Annotated in this window: 19 protein-coding genes; 14 read left to right on the top strand and 5 right to left on the bottom strand. The window is 63.4% G+C overall.

Features of this window, described 5'->3' with window-relative positions; all coding sequences use genetic code 11:
• Nucleotides 1-192 precede the first annotated feature (192 nt).
• The gene (locus M3G14_RS00540) at nt 193-885 is read right to left on the bottom strand and encodes a hypothetical protein (protein WP_259923868.1); all 693 of its coding nucleotides are present in this window, start codon (nt 883-885) and stop codon (nt 193-195) included.
• Nucleotides 886-1,016: 131 nt separating this feature from the next.
• On the opposite strand from M3G14_RS00540, the gene dapB reads away from it, so the two are divergent.
• The 9 genes from dapB to M3G14_RS00495 all read left to right on the top strand — a co-directional run bounded on the left by dapB (nt 1,017) and on the right by M3G14_RS00495 (nt 12,283).
• Entirely contained in the window at nt 1,017-1,772 is a 756-nt protein-coding gene (gene dapB, locus M3G14_RS00535; RefSeq protein ID WP_259923867.1) for a 4-hydroxy-tetrahydrodipicolinate reductase, read from the top strand.
• Nucleotides 1,773-1,776: 4 nt separating this feature from the next.
• The gene (gene thyX / locus M3G14_RS00530; RefSeq protein ID WP_259923866.1) at nt 1,777-2,529 is read left to right on the top strand and encodes an FAD-dependent thymidylate synthase; all 753 of its coding nucleotides are present in this window, start codon (nt 1,777-1,779) and stop codon (nt 2,527-2,529) included.
• Between the two features lie 94 nt (nt 2,530-2,623).
• Nucleotides 2,624-3,532 (top strand): 4-hydroxy-tetrahydrodipicolinate synthase, encoded by a 909-nt coding sequence (gene dapA, locus M3G14_RS00525; protein WP_259923865.1) that lies wholly within the window; start codon nt 2,624-2,626, stop codon nt 3,530-3,532.
• A 2-nt stretch (nt 3,533-3,534) separates the two neighbouring features.
• Nucleotides 3,535-5,595, top strand: coding sequence for a ribonuclease J (locus M3G14_RS00520; RefSeq protein WP_311201334.1), 2,061 nt, complete (start codon nt 3,535-3,537; stop codon nt 5,593-5,595).
• 205 nt (nt 5,596-5,800) lie between these two features.
• The gene (locus tag M3G14_RS00515) at nt 5,801-6,247 is read left to right on the top strand and encodes a hypothetical protein (RefSeq protein WP_259923862.1); all 447 of its coding nucleotides are present in this window, start codon (nt 5,801-5,803) and stop codon (nt 6,245-6,247) included.
• A gap of 30 nt (nt 6,248-6,277) precedes the next feature.
• Nucleotides 6,278-6,907: a TIGR03085 family metal-binding protein gene (locus tag M3G14_RS00510; RefSeq protein WP_259923861.1), complete on the top strand. Its 630-nt coding sequence runs from the start codon at nt 6,278-6,280 to the stop codon at nt 6,905-6,907.
• Nucleotides 6,908-7,003: 96 nt separating this feature from the next.
• Nucleotides 7,004-10,294 (top strand): DNA translocase FtsK, encoded by a 3,291-nt coding sequence (locus tag M3G14_RS00505; protein ID WP_259923859.1) that lies wholly within the window; start codon nt 7,004-7,006, stop codon nt 10,292-10,294.
• Nucleotides 10,295-10,897, top strand: a complete 603-nt coding sequence (locus tag M3G14_RS00500; RefSeq protein ID WP_259923855.1) for a DJ-1/PfpI family protein — start codon at nt 10,295-10,297, stop codon at nt 10,895-10,897.
• A gap of 204 nt (nt 10,898-11,101) precedes the next feature.
• The gene (locus M3G14_RS00495) at nt 11,102-12,283 is read left to right on the top strand and encodes a TerC family protein (protein WP_259923854.1); all 1,182 of its coding nucleotides are present in this window, start codon (nt 11,102-11,104) and stop codon (nt 12,281-12,283) included.
• A gap of 9 nt (nt 12,284-12,292) precedes the next feature.
• On the opposite strand, the gene M3G14_RS00490 is transcribed toward M3G14_RS00495, so the two are convergent.
• Nucleotides 12,293-12,586: a YciI family protein gene (locus M3G14_RS00490; protein ID WP_259923852.1), complete on the bottom strand. Its 294-nt coding sequence runs from the start codon at nt 12,584-12,586 to the stop codon at nt 12,293-12,295.
• Here M3G14_RS00490 and pgsA point away from each other — a divergent pair.
• The 4 genes from pgsA (at nt 12,585) to M3G14_RS00470 (ending at nt 14,987) form a co-directional block, all read left to right on the top strand.
• Nucleotides 12,585-13,172 carry a CDP-diacylglycerol--glycerol-3-phosphate 3-phosphatidyltransferase gene (pgsA, locus tag M3G14_RS00485; RefSeq protein ID WP_396122161.1) on the top strand — a complete coding sequence of 196 codons (588 nt, stop codon included), beginning with the start codon at nt 12,585-12,587 and terminating at the stop codon, nt 13,170-13,172. The genes M3G14_RS00490 and pgsA overlap by 2 nt on opposite strands.
• Nucleotides 13,162-13,671 (top strand): CinA family protein, encoded by a 510-nt coding sequence (locus M3G14_RS00480; protein WP_259923849.1) that lies wholly within the window; start codon nt 13,162-13,164, stop codon nt 13,669-13,671. The genes pgsA and M3G14_RS00480 overlap by 11 nt, the downstream gene beginning before the upstream one ends.
• A gap of 49 nt (nt 13,672-13,720) precedes the next feature.
• Nucleotides 13,721-14,068, top strand: a complete 348-nt coding sequence (locus tag M3G14_RS00475) for a helix-turn-helix domain-containing protein (RefSeq protein WP_396122160.1) — start codon at nt 13,721-13,723, stop codon at nt 14,066-14,068.
• A gap of 70 nt (nt 14,069-14,138) precedes the next feature.
• Nucleotides 14,139-14,987 (top strand): PspA/IM30 family protein, encoded by an 849-nt coding sequence (locus M3G14_RS00470; RefSeq protein ID WP_259923848.1) that lies wholly within the window; start codon nt 14,139-14,141, stop codon nt 14,985-14,987.
• 132 nt (nt 14,988-15,119) lie between these two features.
• Here M3G14_RS00470 and M3G14_RS00465 read toward each other — a convergent pair whose 3' ends face one another.
• From M3G14_RS00465 to M3G14_RS00455, 3 genes are read right to left on the bottom strand one after another with little or no spacing between them, the layout of a single operon-like run.
• On the bottom strand, nt 15,120-15,731 hold the full coding sequence (locus M3G14_RS00465) for an energy-coupling factor transporter transmembrane protein EcfT (protein ID WP_259924298.1): 612 nt from the start codon (nt 15,729-15,731) through the stop codon (nt 15,120-15,122).
• Nucleotides 15,731-16,420 (bottom strand): energy-coupling factor ABC transporter ATP-binding protein, encoded by a 690-nt coding sequence (locus M3G14_RS00460; RefSeq protein WP_259923847.1) that lies wholly within the window; start codon nt 16,418-16,420, stop codon nt 15,731-15,733. Before M3G14_RS00460 ends, M3G14_RS00465 begins: the two co-directional genes overlap by 1 nt.
• A complete protein-coding gene (locus tag M3G14_RS00455; RefSeq protein WP_259923846.1) occupies nt 16,420-17,022 on the bottom strand; it encodes a biotin transporter BioY in 603 nt (200 codons plus the stop codon). The genes M3G14_RS00460 and M3G14_RS00455 overlap by 1 nt, the downstream gene beginning before the upstream one ends.
• Before the next feature lie 96 nt (nt 17,023-17,118).
• Between M3G14_RS00455 and M3G14_RS00450 the strand changes: the two genes are divergently transcribed.
• Nucleotides 17,119-17,334, top strand: a complete 216-nt coding sequence (locus M3G14_RS00450; RefSeq protein WP_259923845.1) for a DUF3046 domain-containing protein — start codon at nt 17,119-17,121, stop codon at nt 17,332-17,334.
• The last annotated feature ends 200 nt before the right edge of the window (nt 17,335-17,534 follow it).

The raw sequence follows: 17,534 nt of genomic DNA, 5'->3' as shown, positions 1-17,534 counted from the left end.
ATAGCGAACGATACGCAGCAATAGCGGTCACTCGCAAATGATTATGTGGCACAGGTTACCAATTCCGGACTCGGGTGTCGCTGCGGCATGCAACGGACGATGACGCTCGGTGTATTGCGAAATATAAAACGGGCACGCGTGGGTACAACCCAAAACGCGTGCCCGCATGCGGCGCGAAGATAGAGGTGCTGGCTAGTTCGCTTCGATATCGACGACGATCCGTGTCGGATTCTCCAGCGTGTAGACGTGGAATCCGCGCTGCCGGTTAAGCCCGATGAAAAACTGCGAATCCGCCTCGAAGATGGCGGCGAGGTTGACGTCCTGCACGGTACGGGTGCTCAGCCCCTTGGATCCGTTTTGGGTAATTGGCTCGTCGGCGCGCATCATGTCGCCCGCTGTGCCCTGCACGATGAGCTCTAAATACGCATTGCCGGGTACCGAAACCGGGTTGCCCGAGGCCTGCTGCAGCGGGGTCTCGGTATAGCCGGCGAGGTAGCTGGGCACGCCGGTGCCCGCGTATTCAAACACCACTCGGTCAAAACCCTCATGCTGCCCGACTCGAATGTCCTGCAGGGTCACGTCAGCCGCATGCTGTTGAGTGACACGCACGTCCTCCATTGTGAAGGGGTTGGAAGCGGTGGCGATGCGCTGGGGCTGATCGCTTGTCGACGCCTGCGTTGCACTCGACACCGCCGAGCTCGTTTCCTCAGCCGTAGTCGTAGTTGCGGACGTCGCTGCTTCTTTGGTCTCGGAGGAAGCTGGGGCGGCGGAGGAGGTATCGCTTGCGCTCTCGCCTTGGCTGCATGCGCTCAGGCCAAGGGCGCAGACGCAGACAATGCTGGCAAGTGAACGAAACGTGCGTGCCTGGTGGTGCGTGTGTGTCATGCATTCAAGTATATGGCGCTGGGGCCGAGTTCCCCTCGCGTACGCCCGGTGCGGTGTAAGAGGTGCCGGCGGGCTAGAGTTGCGAACAACGCGTGAAGTACCGCAAACCTACGAAAGATGAGGAGCACATTATGACCGCGAAGAGACTAAACGTCGGCGTCCTCGGTGCGAAGGGGAGGGTCGGCACCGCCGTTGTTGCCGGGGTGAACAAGGCAGAAGACCTCGAGCTGGTCGCTGAGGTTGATCGCGGCGATAGCCTCGATGTGCTCGTGGAACGCGGCGCCGAGGTCATCGTGGACTTCACCACCCCGTCCTCTGTGATGGAGAACTTGAAATTCTGCATTGCCAACGGCATCCACTGCGTAGTGGGCACCACTGGCTTTGACGACGAGCGTTACGCGCAGGTCCGCGAGTGGCTGGCCGAGCACCCTGAGGTTGGCGTACTCATCGCCCCGAACTTTGCCATCTCTGCTGTATTAACTATGGCATTTGCCCGCCAGGCGGCTCCCTTCTTCGAGTCTGCCGAGGTCGTGGAGCTGCACCACCCGAACAAGCTCGACGCGCCGTCGGGTACCGCCGTCAAGACCGCGCAAGGGATTGCCGAGTCCCGCAAGGAAGCTGGCATGGCACCGATGCCGGATGCGACCGAGCAGCAGCTCGACAGCGCACGCGGCGCCGACGTCGACGGGGTGAAGGTGCACGCCGTGCGCATGCAGGGCATGGTCGCACACGAGGAAGTCATCTTCGGCACCCTGGACCAGTCGCTGACCATTCGCCAGGACTCCTACGGGCGCGACTCTTTCGTGCCCGGCGTGCTCACTGGTGTGCGCAAGGTCGCCGATCACCCCGGCCTGACTATCGGCCTAGACACCTACCTGGGGCTGTAGGCAGATGGCTGTTTCATCGCACCTGGATGTGCAGCTCATCGCCGCAACGCAGTTCCAACCCCCGCAGGGGGTGGATTGGCAGCCTGAGGAGGGAGCCACGGACGCGGAGTCGCTCGTCGAGTTCTCGGGCCGTGCCTGCTACGAAACTTTCGATCGACCCAACCCCCACACGGCAGCCAACGAGGCGTACCTGCACCATATTCTCGACGTGGGCCACGACGCGCTCTTGGAGCACGCCACGGCCACCCTCTACATCCGGGGGCTTTCGCGTGCCGCAGGCAACGAGCTGCTGCGCCACCGGCATTTCTCCTTTTCCCAGCTGTCGCAGCGGTTTGTGCACAGCACGGACAATGAGGTCGTCGTCCCCAGCATCATCGCTCAGGACGAGGAGCTCAAGCGGATGTTCCTCAGCGCCGTGGACGACTCACGCTTCGTCTACGAGGAGCTCTTGTCGGCACTCGATGAGCACATGGCGGCCGAGCCAAATGCGCTGCTGCGCAAGAAGAAGGCTCGGCAGGCAGCCCGCGCTATTTTGCCCAACGCGACGGAGACGCGCTTCGTGGTCACCGGCAACTATCGCGCCTGGCGCGGTTTCATCGCCGCGCGCGCCTCGGAGCATGCCGATGTGGAGATTCGCTCGCTTGCGGTATCGTGCCTGGACATCCTGAAAGAGCAGGCACCTGCGCTTTTCGACGACTTTTTGGTCAGCACGCTTGCCGACGGCACGCGTATGGCCACCAGTCCCTACGTGGCTTAAGCGGGGCGTGGGCGGGGCGTCGACAAGCAACTGCCCCACACATGGGGCGTGCTGTTGTACCACAGCGCGGGTCGAGGGGGTAGGGTTTGTGGGCATGGGCACATCTATGAAAGCTAACCGCGGTGCAGAAGTTTTTGGCACCGTCTGCGTCGCAATGGTCACGCCGTTTGATTCTGACGGTGCACTCGACTGCGCCGCGGGACGAAAGTTGGCAGCCCACCTTGTTGATCAAGGCATCGATTCGCTCGTCCTTGCAGGCACCACTGGTGAGTCACCGACCACCACGGTGGAAGAGAAGCTTGCACTGCTCAAGGCAGTGAAGGAGGAAGTCGGGGATCGTGCGAGGTTGATCGCGGGCGCCGGCACAAACAACACGAAGACCTCGGTGGAGCTGGCGCAAGCCTCGCGCGACGCCGGGGCTGACGCACTGCTGGTGGTCACCCCGTACTACTCCAAACCCTCGCAAGACGGCGTGAAGGCGCACTTCACCGCAGTCGCGGAAGCAACCGACCTGCCGATCTGCGTCTATGACATTCCGGGACGCTCCGGGATCCCGATCGAGGGAGCTACGATCGCCGAGCTGGCGAAGCTGGACACGATCCAGGCAGTCAAGGACGCGAAGGGGAATTTCCTGGAAGCCACCCCGCTGATCCAGGACAGTGGCTTGGCCTGGTACTCGGGCGATGACCCGCTGAACCTGCCGTGGCTGTCCGTTGGTGCGACCGGCATGATCTCGGTCGTGGGGCATGCGGCTCCGAGGGCGATGCGCGAGATGGTCACAAGCTTCGAGGAAGGCGACCTCGCCCGTGCGCGGGAAATCAACGCCAACACCATGGCAGTCCTCGCTCATCAGCAGGGCGTGCTTGGTGGCGCAACTTTTGCAAAGGCAGCCCTGCGCCTGCAGGGCATTGACGTTGGGGCACCGCGCCTGCCTGTCGCCGCGGCGACGGACGCGCAGATCGAGGTGCTCCGTGAGGATATGGAAAAGGCTGGAGTCCTTTAAGTATGAACGAACCCCGTAATCGCTCCCGCAAGGTCACCCGCAAAGCGGGTCCGCCGGAGCCTGCTGAGCAGCAGCCCGCATTCAAGGCACCCGCACAGCAGACCCCCAACAATGACGCCGACAACGGAAGCGGCAACGGTCACGCAGGCGGTAACAACAGCAAGAACAACAACGGCAATAATGGCGGCGGCAACGCGAAGCGCCAGGGAGGCGGTAATGGCGGCGGTGGCCGCGGCGGAAACAACCGCAACCGGCGCCGCCGCGGCCGTGGTGGGTCGGGCGGTGGACGTCGCAACCCGGTGAAGTCCATGCAGGGTGCGGATCTGACGAAGCGTCTGCCGGCCCCGCCGAAGCCTGCAAAGGACACCCTGCGTATCTACGCACTGGGCGGCATTTCTGAAATCGGCCGCAACATGACGGTCTTTGAGTACAACGGCCGTTTGCTCATCGTGGACTGCGGCGTGCTCTTCCCCAACTCTGGCGAGCCGGGCGTGGACCTCGTGCTGCCGGACTTCGGCCCGATCGAGAACAAGCTGGACAAGATCGAGGGCCTGGTTGTCACCCACGGCCACGAGGATCACATCGGCGCGATACCGTGGCTGCTGAAGCTGCGCCCGGATATCCCGATTTACTCCTCGCGCTTTACCAACGCGCTGATCGCGGCGAAGACCCAGGAGCACCGTCAGCGTCCGAAGCTGCACGAGGTAAACAAGGATTCCGAGGTCACACTCGGCCAGTTCCGCCTGCGTTTCTGGCACGTCAACCACTCCATCCCGGAGTGCCTGGGCGTGTCCATCAAGACGGGTGCGGGGCACGTGGTGATGACCGGCGACGTGAAGGTCGACCAGACTCCGTACGACGGCAAGCCCACCGATATTCCGGCGCTGGCGCGGCTTGGTGACGAGGGCGTGGACCTGTTCCTGTGCGACTCCACCAACGCCACCATCCCGGGTATCTCTGCATCCGAGGCGGGCATCGAGGAGACGCTGGTGCGTCTGGTTTCGCAGGCAAAACAGCGCGTGGTGATCGCCTCCTTCGCGTCGAACGTGGCGCGTGTGCAGATGGCGGTGAACGCCGCTGTGGCGAACAACCGCAAGGTGGCCTTCAACGGCCGCTCCATGCTGCGCAACATGGAGATCGCGGAGAAGATGAGCCTGTTGAAGGCCCCGAAGGGCACGATCATCCCGATCGAAGAAGCCGCAAAGATGGCGCCGCACAAGACGGTGCTCATCACCACCGGTACCCAGGGCGAGCCGATGGCTGCGCTCTCGCGCATGTCGCGTCGCGAGCACCGCCAGATCACGGTGCGCGACGGCGACACGATCATCCTGTCCTCCTCGCTGATCCCGGGCAATGAGGAAGCGGTCTTCGCCGTGATCAACAACCTCGCCCAGATCGGTGCGAAGGTGATCACCAACAGTGAAGCACACGTGCACGCCTCCGGCCACGGCTACGCCGGTGAGCTGCTGCAGCTGTACAACGCTGCGCGTCCGCGCAACGCGATGCCGGTGCACGGCGAGTGGCGCCACATGCGCGCGAACAAGGAGCTTGCTATCTCCACCGGTGTGCGCCCGGAGAACACTGCGCTTGCCCAGAACGGCGTGGTCGTCGACATGCAGGCTGGCAAGATCAAGGTGGTCGGCCAATACCAGGTCGGCCAGCTCTACGTCGACGGCGTAACGATGGGCGACGTGGATCCGGACGTGCTGGCGGACCGTTCCTCGCTCGCATCCGGCGGCGTGGTCTCGATCACCTGCGTGATCGACGACGCCACGGGGCAGCTCCTCGAGGCACCGCGCGTGTCCACCACCGGCTTCTCCGACGACGATCGCGACTTCAACAAGAAGGTCGTCGAGATTGTCGAAAGCGTCATGGGTGACCTTGCAGCGGAGGGCGAGAATGACCCGTACCGCATGGTGCAGCAGCTGCGCCGCAAGCTTTCGCGCTCCATCGAGCAGAAGTACAAGCGCGAGCCGGTGATCCTGCCGACCGTCGTACCGATGGCCGCAGAGAACCTCCCGGTTGACGACGAGGACATCGAGGCAACTCGCGAATCGCTCTAAGCGTTACGCTTGTTTTTCCTTCGCCCCCTTGGCCATGAGATGTGGCCAAGGGGGCGACGCGTGTCCCGAGCAAGTGCACTGGCTGGTTCAAATGGAGCTAGCTCCGTCTATGCACATCCAGCGAACTGCCAGACTAATTCCGCGCAGACGGAATTTTTCTACGAGGGGTGTTCTTATCGCTGACAGTTGTATAGAATGTCGTGGCATGACAACGCTTAGGAAATTTGCCGCGGCGTTTCTCGCCGCCACAGTACTTTCTGCCCCTGCCATCCCTGCCGCATCTGCGGCGGAAGACGAGACCGACTGGACGGGCGGCCGCCCGCTGCCGGAAGGCACCGAGGTCCCCTACGAGCCCGGGTACGGCACCAGCTGGAGGAGCTATGACGCCATCAAGCTTGGGAACCCGGATTTTCGCAACAGCGGCGTCCAGGGGGTCCGCGTCGTGGGTAACTACGAGCCGGACACGATCATCTGTGCGATGAACTTCAAAGGCGGGCTGGGGGAGTGCTACGCCGATGGCAAGCAGGCAGTCGAGCTCGGCCGCGGCACCGGAGGCAAGGTCATCACGACCGACCCAGTTGTGGCAATGTTCGCGCCTCTTATCCGCCCCTTCGTTTCTTTGGAGCAGCGGCTGTCGAGCTCCCGCGGCTAAGCGCGATGTTTTCGCGCTAGGGTAAAAGGCATGTCTTTTGCTTCTAGTGAACGGGAAAAGCTCGCTGCGCTGTTGCGCGAACTTGGGCCGGACGCGCCCACGCTGCTTGAGGGGTGGCGCACACGCGATTTGGCTGCGCACCTCTACGTGCGCGAGCAGCGTCTGCCGTGGATAGCGGGAGCGTTCGTGCCGGCCTTGAGCAAGAGGCTCGACCGGGAAATGGAGGCTGCAAAAAGCAGGCCGTACGAGGAAACGATCGCCGACTGGCTCGCCGGTCCCAATCGGCTCGTCGGCGCGCTCTTTGCGCTAGCAAACGAGGGGGAGCACTTCCTTCACCATGAGGATGTCCGCCGCGCACAGGCAGGTGCCGAGCCCCGCGAGCTTAGCTTGGCGACGCAGACGAAGCTGCTCAAGCTGGCTGCCCGGTACGGCAAGCTCACGCTGCGCAAGGCACCGGTTCCGGTAATCCTTACACCGGAAGATCTTCCGCCGGTAACGCTTGGCGAATCGGCGGGAGTCGCACACAAGGGTGACAGGGTCGCCCGCGTCTTCGGTGCACCTGCCGAGCTATTGCTGTGGGTGACGGGGCGCACCACCGCCGCGCAAGTGCGTGTCGACGGCGGCGAGCTGCTCGCCGGCTACGACATTTCCTTGGGCTAGGCCGACCGGGCTGTAGCGGGGTGGTGTGAGAAAAACTTCGCACCACCCCGCGATGCCTCTGTGAATAATGTGACTTGAGGTATTAGAGTTACAGCCATGTCTGTCAAAAATTCCGCCCCACGCTCAACCCGCCCTCGATCCGGCGGGTCGTCCGCGCGCCGTAGCGGCCCCGTGTCGCTCACGCATCCACCGACGTCGTCGATGGTTGCGGCGGAAACCGCAGACGAGCGCGTCGGCTCGGCCACGCGAGCGGTCGGCCACTCGTTGGGCTCGGCAGCCCGCGGCGTCGGCACTGCCTTCGGCGCGCTCACGCGGAAACTCGGGAGTGGGCGTCGGAACCATGACGATGATGCAGACGAGACTTTTGATCCATTTGAAGACGAAGAGGAGCACGTGCAACCAGAGCGCAGGAGGAGAAGCGCACGAACTCGTGCGCACCCCGGAGCCAGCCGTTATGCGGACGGTGACAATACCGACAGCGCTGTAGAAGATGCCCACGCAGCAGACTGGGCAGACGAAGATGATGGGCAGTCCGCGCACCGTCCGTATCGCGGCACCTTTGCCGAGCATGCGGATGCCTGGGGTCTGTTGCTCATTGGCTTAGCCGCAGTCATCGGTGCCTCCGTCTGGTTGGACATCGCAGGCCCCATCGGCGAACTGATTGCAAAGGCGACCCATTGGGTGATCGGCGCGGGCGCGCTCATCCTTCCCGTGCTGCTCGTAGGCGTCGCTATTGCGCTCATGCTCAATGTGCGCGCACCTGGCGAGGTGCGCTCGCGCGTGACGCTCGGGCTGAGCATTATCGCTGTGGCAATGCTCGGGCTCGTGCACGTCTTTGCTGGCAACCCCGCCGATTGGGAAACCCGCCGCATAGCCGGTGGCATCATCGGTGCGTATACCGGCGGCGTGCTCGCCGCCGGGTTTTCTTCCTACGTCGCAGTACCGTTGCTCGCGCTCATCATTGTGTACGGCGCGCTAAAAACCACAGGTATTACTGTGCGCCAGGCCTACGACATGGTCGTCGCGTGGTTCACGGAGCTGATTGACTCGGCCCGCGACCCCGAAGCCGCACTCGACGAGGAGTGGGACGAGGAAGACGATGACGACCTCTACGGGCACGTCTCCCAAGACCTGGAGGATATCGCGGAGGGCCGTGAACGGCGCCGTCCGCGCCTTCGCCGACCGGAGTGCGAACCGGAGAGCGAACCGGAGCGCGAGCCTCGTGAGGCGCGCCCGCAGAAGCGCCGCGCGCGCAAAGCCCGTACGCCAATGGATAACTACCCGGCTGACGGTCGCGATGTCGCTCCGGCAAGTGATGCGGGCGAGGAGGGGCGCGATGACTTTGGCGCTCCGGTGACCAAGGCTTTCGCTACGCCCGAGCACACTGAGCGACTCGAGCGACCGTCGCGCAGTCGCACGCAGCCAAAGACGCAGGAAGAGACGAAGGTACTTTCCCGTGGCGCAGACGTCGCCGAGGCTGCGGGCACGACCGCAGCCGCGACTGTCAAGGGTGCAGGCCGGACCGCAGCCGCAGCGGCCGGTGCCGCGGGCGCAACCGCGGGAGCCGCTGCAGCAGGTAAGGCCGAGGCAGCGGGCAAGGCGGCCGAAGCGGCAGGCGATGCGGTCGCTAGCTCGCGAGATGCGGTGCGCAAGGCGATCGTCGCGCGCTCGGGTATCGACGCCGCCGCGGTGCCTGCCTCCACGCCGAAGTCGGAACTCGACGCCACAGTCACCTCCGACGCTTCGGACGGTGCGGCACCCGCCCCGCAGCAGGCGCGAAAGCTGGCGCGGGGTACGGAGTACACGTTGCCGTCGACAAGCTTGCTCATTGAAGGCGAGGCTCCGAAGACGCGCACGGAGACCAACGACCGCATGATCGAAGCCATCACTGATGTCTTTGAAGAGTTCAAGGTCAACGCGCAGGTTACCGGGTTCTCCCGCGGGCCGACTGTGACGCGCTACGAAATCGAGCTCGGCCCTGGCGTGAAGGTCTCCAAGATTACGAACCTGCAGTCCAACCTGGCCTACGCTGTGGCCACGGACAACGTGCGCCTGCTCACCCCAATTCCGGGCAAGTCTGCAGTGGGCATTGAGGTGCCGAACCGCGACCGCGAGATGGTGCGGCTCCGCGACGTGCTCGATGCGCCGAAGGTCGCGGGTGACGAGGATCCGATGCTGATCGGCTTGGGCAAGGACATCGAGGGCGACTTCATCGCTTCCTCTGTGCAGAAGATGCCGCACCTGCTGGTTGCGGGTTCCACCGGTTCCGGTAAGTCGGCGTTTGTGAACTCGATGCTGGTCTCGCTGCTTACTCGCGCGACCCCAGAGGACGTGCGGCTGATCCTGGTGGACCCGAAGATGGTCGAGCTGACGCCTTACGAGGGCATCCCGCACCTGATCACTCCGATCATCACGCAGCCGAAGAAGGCAGCGGCCGCGTTGCAGTGGCTCGTCGAAGAGATGGAGCAGCGGTACCTCGACATGAAGCAGGCGCGTGTGCGCCACATCAAGGATTTCAACCGGAAGGTGCGCAGCGGCGAGATCCAGGCCCCGCCAGGCTCGGAGCGTGAAATGCGTCCGTACCCCTTCATCGTGTGTGTTGTCGACGAGTTGGCCGACCTCATGATGACGGCACCGAAGGAGATCGAGGAGTCCATCGTCCGCATCACGCAGAAGGCGCGCGCGGCGGGTATTCACCTCGTTTTGGCTACGCAGCGCCCGTCGGTGGACGTCGTGACCGGTCTGATTAAGACCAACGTGCCCTCGCGCCTGGCGTTCGCTACCTCATCGCTGACTGACTCACGCGTGATCCTGGATCAGGGCGGTGCCGAGAAGCTCATCGGTATGGGCGATGGCCTGTTCATCCCGCAGGGCGCGGGAAAGCCGCAGCGCCTCCAGGGTGCCTTCGTTACCGACGAGGAGATCCAGGCAGTTGTCGACGCCGCGAAGTCCCAGGACGAACCCGACTACGTCGAGGGAGTCACCGAAGACAAGCAGGCGGAGAAGAAGGTCATTGACGACGACATCGGCAAGGACCTCGACGACCTGCTCGAAGCAGTCGAGCTCGTGGTGACCTCGCAGCTCGGCTCCACGTCGATGCTGCAGCGTAAGCTGCGCATCGGGTTCGCCAAGGCCGGGCGTCTGATGGACCTGATGGAGTCGCGCGGCGTGGTTGGGCCTTCCGAAGGCTCGAAGGCGCGCGAGGTGCTGGTCAAGCCAGAGGAGCTCGAGACCATCATCTGGATGATCAAGGGTGCCGACCCCGCCGAGGCTCCGAAGGAGGCGGGTGCGGAGGACGACGGGGCGTCGGCAAGCGATGGCTCGGATGCTGACGATGAGACCCGCACCGTGCAGGCAACCTACAACCCGACTGGCGGCGCGTTCTAGATGCAGCAGCGCAGCTCAAAGCGGATCTCGTTGGTTCTGTTTGACGGGTTCGAGCTGCTCGACGTGGCTGGCCCACTGGAGATCTTCTCAAAGGTTGCTGGCTGGGAAACTACGTTGCTTTCCCCTGATGGGCGGCCTGTGCGCTCGTCTCAAGGGGTTCACTTTGAGGCCGACCGCGACTATTCGTCGCTCAGCAGCGATGTAGTGTTCGTCCCAGGAGGGAAGGGGACCCGCGAGTTGGTGCGCGACGAGTGCTTCCTCAGCCAGCTAAAAATCCTGGCGAGCGAAGCTCACGTGGTGATGTCGGTGTGCACCGGCTCGGCGCTGCTAGCCGCGGCAGGGCTCCTGGAAGGTCATGCGGCTACGAGCAATAAGCGAGCGTTTACCTGGGCCACCAGTTTCGGCCACGACATTGACTGGCGTCGCTCGGCCCGTTGGGTGCACGATCGCGACCGTTGGACATCATCTGGAGTCTCAGCTGGAACAGATATGGCGATGGCGTTCGTTGCTGATGTGTGTGGTGAGGCAGTCGCTCGTGAAATCGCAAACGCGGTCGAGCTTCGTCTCCACCTGGACCCGAACGATGACCCTTTCGCTGTGTAGGCGCCACAGACCTCAGCGGACGGTGTCTTCTCGCTTCGTGCTCCCGGTGGTGTAGAGTTGGACGCGCTTGGAGGGGAGTACCCCGTAAGTGCCCGGATCGTCAGCACGGCAGCGCACCACGCGCCCCGGTCTGGGCCGCCTCATTTACAGGGGTGGGGGAGACCTCCGGTCACTTGAACGACACTTCTGACCGGAGGAATACTTATGCACGTACCTCTTTCAATTTGGCTGATCACCTCTGCGGTGATCCTCGGCTTTTTCGTCTTTGACTTTCTGTCGCACGTGCGCAACGCGCACGAACCGTCGATGAAGGAGTCCGGCGGTTGGGCCGCGTTCTACATGACCATGGCCGCCATCTTCGGCGGCATTGTCTGGTGGTTGTGGGACGCCGAGCACGGCATGCAGTTCTTCACCGGCTACATCACCGAGCTCTCGCTGTCGGTGGATAACCTCTTCGTGTTCGCGCTCATCATGAGCTCGTTTAAGATCCCGCGTGCCTACCAGCAGAAGGTGCTGCTCATCGGCATCGTGATCGCGCTGATCTGCCGCCTGGCTTTCATTCTGCTCGGCGCGGTGATCATCGAGGCATGGTCCGATGTCTTCTACATCTTCGCCGCGTTCCTGCTCTACACGGCCGTCAAGCTGGTCTACGACGAGGCGACCGACCAGGAGGACCCCGACCCGAACGACATGATGGTGGTAAAGACGCTGCGCAAGGTCATCCCGGTGACCAAGTCCTACCACGGCGACCGCCTGGTTTCGCGCACTGAGGTAGGTAAGAAGGCGGTGACGCCGCTGTTCGTCGCGCTGCTGTCGATCGGTTTCATCGACGTGATGTTCGCCTTCGACTCGATCCCGGCGATCTTCGGCATTACCCAGGAGTCCTTCCTGGTCTTCACCGCGAATGCATTCGCACTGCTGGGGCTGCGCCAGCTCTACTTCTTGCTCAACGGCCTGCTGGACAAGCTCGTGTACCTGCCGTACGGCCTCGCGGTCGTGCTTGGCTTTATCGGCATCAAGCTGCTCCTGCACGCCTTGCACGAGAACAACCTGTCCTTCATCAACGGTGGCGAGGGCCTTTCCGTCCCGGAGATCGGTACAGTGACCTCGCTGCTCGTCATCATCGGCGTGCTGGCCGTGACCGCGGTTGCTTCCATGATCAAGGATCGCGCCGATATCAAGGCCGGGCGCATTGACCCCAACGGGCCGTCGTACCACATTGATTACGACGACCACGGAAACCGCCGCAAGGTCGACAACCACGGCCACCACCTGGAGTGGGTGGATGATCCGGCGACCTCCGGCAAGGGGGACCACACCGCCACTGGTTCGCGCGAGACGGATCACCTGCACGTCGCCCGCGGCGGCAAGTCGAAGCAGCGCTAAACGGGGCGGTTAGTCGCCTGAGAAAATGTTGCTGACCGGGTTCCACTCGTGGACTTCCCGTTCAGCAAGCGCACTTTTGACCGTGTACGGGTCTTCGTCCATGATCGTCTCCGCGTCGGCAACGGTCGCGGTATCGGGTAGCTGGAGGATGATCAAGGCCTGCTTGCCGCCGGCGTAGGGGCCGGAGCCGACAATGCGGCCGAGGGAGAGCTGGCTGGAAATAAATTCGCGGTGAGCGGGCCGAGTCGCGTCGACAAGTTCGGTGTCCGGACCGTAGGTGTAGGTAAACGCAAAATACTTCATGGGTGGCAGTCTAGGCCACCGACTCTTGGTAGGTAGGGTGGTTGGCGTGAACACTCAGTCCAATTGGAACTTGCCGAACGCGCTGACCTCGTTGCGCATCCTGTTTATTCCGGTCTTTGCGTGGCTCGTGCTCGCGCAGCACTGGTGGTGGGCTTTCGGTCTGTTTGTGGCACTTATGATCACGGACAAGCTGGACGGGGATATCGCCCGTGCCCGCAACATCGTGACCGATTTTGGCAAGATCGCCGACCCCATCGCGGATAAGGCGCTGATGATTACCGCGCTGGTCACGCTGAATATCGCGGGCCCGCTGCCGGTGTGGATCACGGTCGTGATCATCGTCCGCGAGCTCGGCATCACCGTGTGGCGGATGTGGATGCTCCGCCGCGGCCAGGTCGTACCGGCCTCCAAGGGCGGCAAGCTCAAGACCGTGCTGCAGACAGTTGGCGTCGGCATGTACCTGTGCCCGCTCCCCGGCTGGATGGACATCCCGACGCTCATCGTCATGCTCATCGCGGTGGCGGTCACCGTCGTCACCGGCGTGCAGTACTTGGTGGATGCGAAAAAGGTCAACGATGGAGCGTGAGCTCGTCCGCTTAGCGACGAGCGCTGGCGTCACCCTCGCCTTCTGTGAGTCCCTTACGGCAGGCCTTGCCGCGGCCACCGTGGCGACTGTGCCCGGCGCCTCCGCAGTGCTGCGCGGTGGTCTGGTTACCTACGCCACCGAGCTGAAGGAAACGCTCGCCGGCGTGCCTCACAGCGTGCTCGCCCAGCACGGGCCGGTGAGCCCGGAGACCGCGCGCGCAATGGCTGAGGGGGCGCGCCGCGTCTGCGGTGCTGACTACGGGGTGTCGCTGACTGGTGTGGCCGGGCCCGACCCGCAAGACGGTCACCCCGTCGGAGAGGTGTGGATTGGCGTGGCAACGCCCACGCGTACCTTTTCTGTGGCAGCGGGTGGTGCGTCGTTGTTGCAGGGAACGCGGCAAGAGATCCGTACAGCGGCCGTTGATGCGGCGATGCAGGCCTGCGTGCGCGCCCTGGGGGATGATTTTTCTGGCATGGGTGGGAACAAACAGGATTGCTGATCCGTTATTACTCGTGATGGCAACGACAACTCTTGTACATGAAGCACCGATGACCCGCCCGGTCGCGCTCGGCGGCGCGGTGGAAGACGCATTGAACTCGGGCACGCCCGCACGCGAGCCGCTGTTGCGTGAAGCACTCGGCATGTCGCTTCGCGCCTACCGCGCGGACAAGAACGTGACGCTGCGCGAGTTGGCCAAGCAGGCGCGTGTGTCCTCCGGCTACCTCTCCGAGCTTGAACGGGGCCGCAAGGAGGTGTCCTCTGAGCTCCTCGCCGCGATTTGCGCGGCGCTGGATACCACGGTGGCGGAGCTGTTGATGGAAGTCGTGGCGAACATGTCGCTACATTCCATTCAGGAGGAATTGGCTTCCACCTCTCCGGCAGCAGCAGAAGCATAATGGCGCAGGCCGCACTAGAGTAGTGACTACTTAGTGTGATCGATCAATAACGAAAGGCCGTATACGTCCGATGGCTAACCCATTTGTAAAGTTCTGGAACTACCTGATGGCGCTCTTCGATAACAAGATCGAAGAGAACGCGGATCCGAAGGTGCAGATTGAGCAGGCGATCAGCGAGGCGCAGCGCCAGCACCAGGAGCTCTCGCAGCAGGCCGCCGCAGTCATTGGGAACCAGCGCCAGATTGAGATGCAGCTCAATCGCCGCCTTGAAGAGGTAGAGAAGCTGCAGGCCAACACCAAGCAGGCGCTGCAGCTGGCGGACAAGGCACGCGCGAACAATGACGCGCAGAAGGCGCAGGAGTACGAGAACGCTGCGGAGGCATTTGCCGCCCAACTGGTCACGGCCGAAGAGGGCATTGAAGAGACCAAGCAGCTGCACGACCAGGCGCTGCAGCAGGCGACGCAGGCGAAGCAGGCCGTGGAGCGCAACGCGGCGCACCTGCAGCAGCAGGTTGCGCAGCGCTCGAAGCTGCTGAGCCAGCTGGAGCAGGCGAAGATGCAGGAGAAGGTCTCCGAGACGATGCAGTCGATGAACTCGATTACTGCGCAGGGCCCGAACCTGGATCAGGTGCGCGACAAGATCGAGCGTCGGTACGCCAAGGCGCTCGGCTCTGCGGAGCTGGCGCAGAACTCCATCCAGGGCCGCATGGCAGAGGTGGAGCAGGCAGGCATCCAGATGGCCGGCCACGGTCGTCTCGAGCAGATCCGCGCGGAGATGGCCGGTGAGCTTTCCTCCGGCGCGAAGCCGGCGATTGAAGGTGCCGACGCTGCCGACACCACCAAGGCTGATGCGTCCGGCACCGCCGTGAGCGACGACGCGGTGGCGCAGCGGATGCGCGAGCTGCGCGGCGAAAGCTAAGCCGAGTTGCTTCAAGCGCCAGGGGATGATGAGCTCCCCTGGCGCTTTTTCGTCAATCTGCGGCTGCTGTGTTCGTCGTGTAGCCCGGCTACTTGTGTCATCCGAGGCGCTCGCACATCGAGCGCTCCCGCGCTAGTCGACGGCGCCGCGCGCCATGAGCGCCTCGCCGATGAGGCGGGCCCGCCGTACCGAGCGGATCACCAAAGGGATGCCGAACGCGGTGAGCGAGAACCCGGCACCGCGGGCCTTCCGGGCGTCGAGTACCTCGTTCGCGGTCGCGAGCATGAGTGGAATGAGCCGGATTGTCAGGGCGATCGTAAGGCTGATGGTCTCGACTGGCACGCCGAAGCGCGCAAGCGGGGCGAGGTTGCGGTCGAGAGCGTCGAGGAGCGCTTCGACGGTGGTGGTCAGCGTGAGCAGGTTCGCCGCAGCAACGGTAGCTAGCAGTGAGAAAAAGGTTGTTGCGGCGGACAGCAGGCCGTTTTGCCACCACAGGAATGCGCCGAGAAAGAGCAACAAGGGCAGGACCGGCAGCGCTTGCTCGCCGGCGATCTTCGGCGGAATCTTGGCCACCGCATAGAGCGCGACGACGACGCCGAGGGCGGCGAGCGCGTGCCAGGGCCGTGTAGGCAAGAGCGTGACGGCCAAGATGAACACTACTAGCGCCACAAACTTCTGCGTTGGGCCAGCGCGGTGCAGCGGCGTATCGCCGTCGACGTAGACGCCTAAGGGCAGCGCGCGGATCATGGCTTGGTATCCATGAGATCGGTGTAAAAGGCGATGGCGTCTTGTGGCGCGCCGTCGTAGACAAGCGAGCCGTCGTCAATGCAGAGGACGCGATCAAAGTCTGCCAGCATGTCCAAATCGTGGGTGACCACAATGACCTGCTGTTCGAGCGCATTCAACTCGCGGATGATGCGGCGACGGTTTCGCAGATCCAGCAGCGTGGTTGGCTCGTCGGCGATGATCGTCGCGGGCTCGATCACCAATACCGACGCGAGCGCGAGGAGTTGCTTTTCGCCGCCGGAAAGCGTGTGCGGCGAATTTTCCGCTTTCTCTGTCAGCTCGAAGCGCTTCAGGACCGCGTCGACTCTGGCGCGGACCTCTGCGCGCGGCAGCTTGAAGCGGCGCAGCGAAAAGGCCACGTCGTCGGCGACGCGAGGCATCACGATTTGCGATTCAGCGTCAGAGAAGACGAACCCGACGCGCTTGCGCACGGTTTTGCCGTCGGTGGTGGGCGAGAGGGCGTCGACAAGCACTTCGCCCTCGGTGGGCTCGATCAGTCCGTTCATCAGGCGCACGGTGGTCGATTTGCCGGATCCATTGGAGCCAATAATGCCGATGCGCCGTTCCGTGAGCGTGAGATCAAGCGGGGCAAGCACGGTGCGGCCGTCGTAGGCGACGGTGGCACCGCGGAATTCGATGGTGGGCATTAGCGACGCCGCATGTCCGGGAAGGCGGCGTGGACGGCGAGCGCGATGGCGATCATCAGCGCAACCTTGCCGGCATCGGGCAACAGGAAGGGCACCTGGGCGGCCCATGCGGCGCCAAAGGTCATGTCGGCGCGGAACATCAGGCCGAACACGCCGAACAGGTATTGCAGGAACAACCCGAGGTAGCCGGCGAGAATGAACATGCCGACGCGGGTTGCCTTGGTACCACGCAGACCTGCGTAGGCGAGGGCGCCGGCAACCGCGGCCGAGATGAGGTAGCCGACGAGGTAGCCCACCGTCGGCGAGCCGAGTGCGTAGACGGTGGTGCGCCCGCCGGCGAGTACCGGAAGGGCGAGGCCGACCAAAAGGAACACCGCGACGGCGGCAGGCCCGCGGCGCGCGCCGAGTACGAGGCCGGCGAGGATGGCAGCGGCGTTTTGCAGCACGATCGGGACGCCGGCAGCGCCAACCGGGATGGAGACGAAGCCGAGCACACAGATGATCGCGGCGAATACTGCGATGTATGCGATGTCGACTGGAGAGCTAGAACGGGTGCCCGCCTTTTTGCTTGGTGCGGCACTGGAGGAAGGTTGCGTACTCATGTGACTGACATTACTGAATGGTGTTCAATCTTTGCACTCCACCCCCGCTTCCAGCGGCTCGGTAGTGCCTGCGGTGCGGCGTGTAGGTTAGACGGCATGCGTTTGACGGAATTTCGGCAATTAGTCGACGATGAATTTGGCCCTGACCGGGCCGGGTGGATCATTCAGTCGCAAGTACTCACGGGGGAGGGCGAAACCGCCGCCGAGATGATCGAAAACGGGGTCGACCCGAAAGAGGCGTGGGCGCGGCTTTGCGACGCCTTCGACATCCCGGAAGCGCGCAGGCTCGGTGTGGATAGACCGGGCACCTAGGCGCGCGAAAACGTCGGGGAGTCGCGCGTACAGTCGAACATGTATGCGTGTATGATCTGGGGGTGTTCGCGCGGGCATCTAGTGTATTCGTCAGTTCCTTCGAGCGCCGGGAAACTTCGCGGCTTAAGGGAACCGCACACCTAGGTTGGTGCGTCTAATAGAGGGAACGCGGTATGCGTGCCGCAGGTGAAGACTCAAAA

It is taken from the genome of Corynebacterium sp. p3-SID1056 (assembly GCF_025152525.1).
In the GTDB taxonomy this organism is placed as follows: Bacteria; Actinomycetota; Actinomycetes; order Mycobacteriales; family Mycobacteriaceae; genus Corynebacterium.
This window is presented reverse-complemented; position numbering and strand designations above follow the sequence as displayed.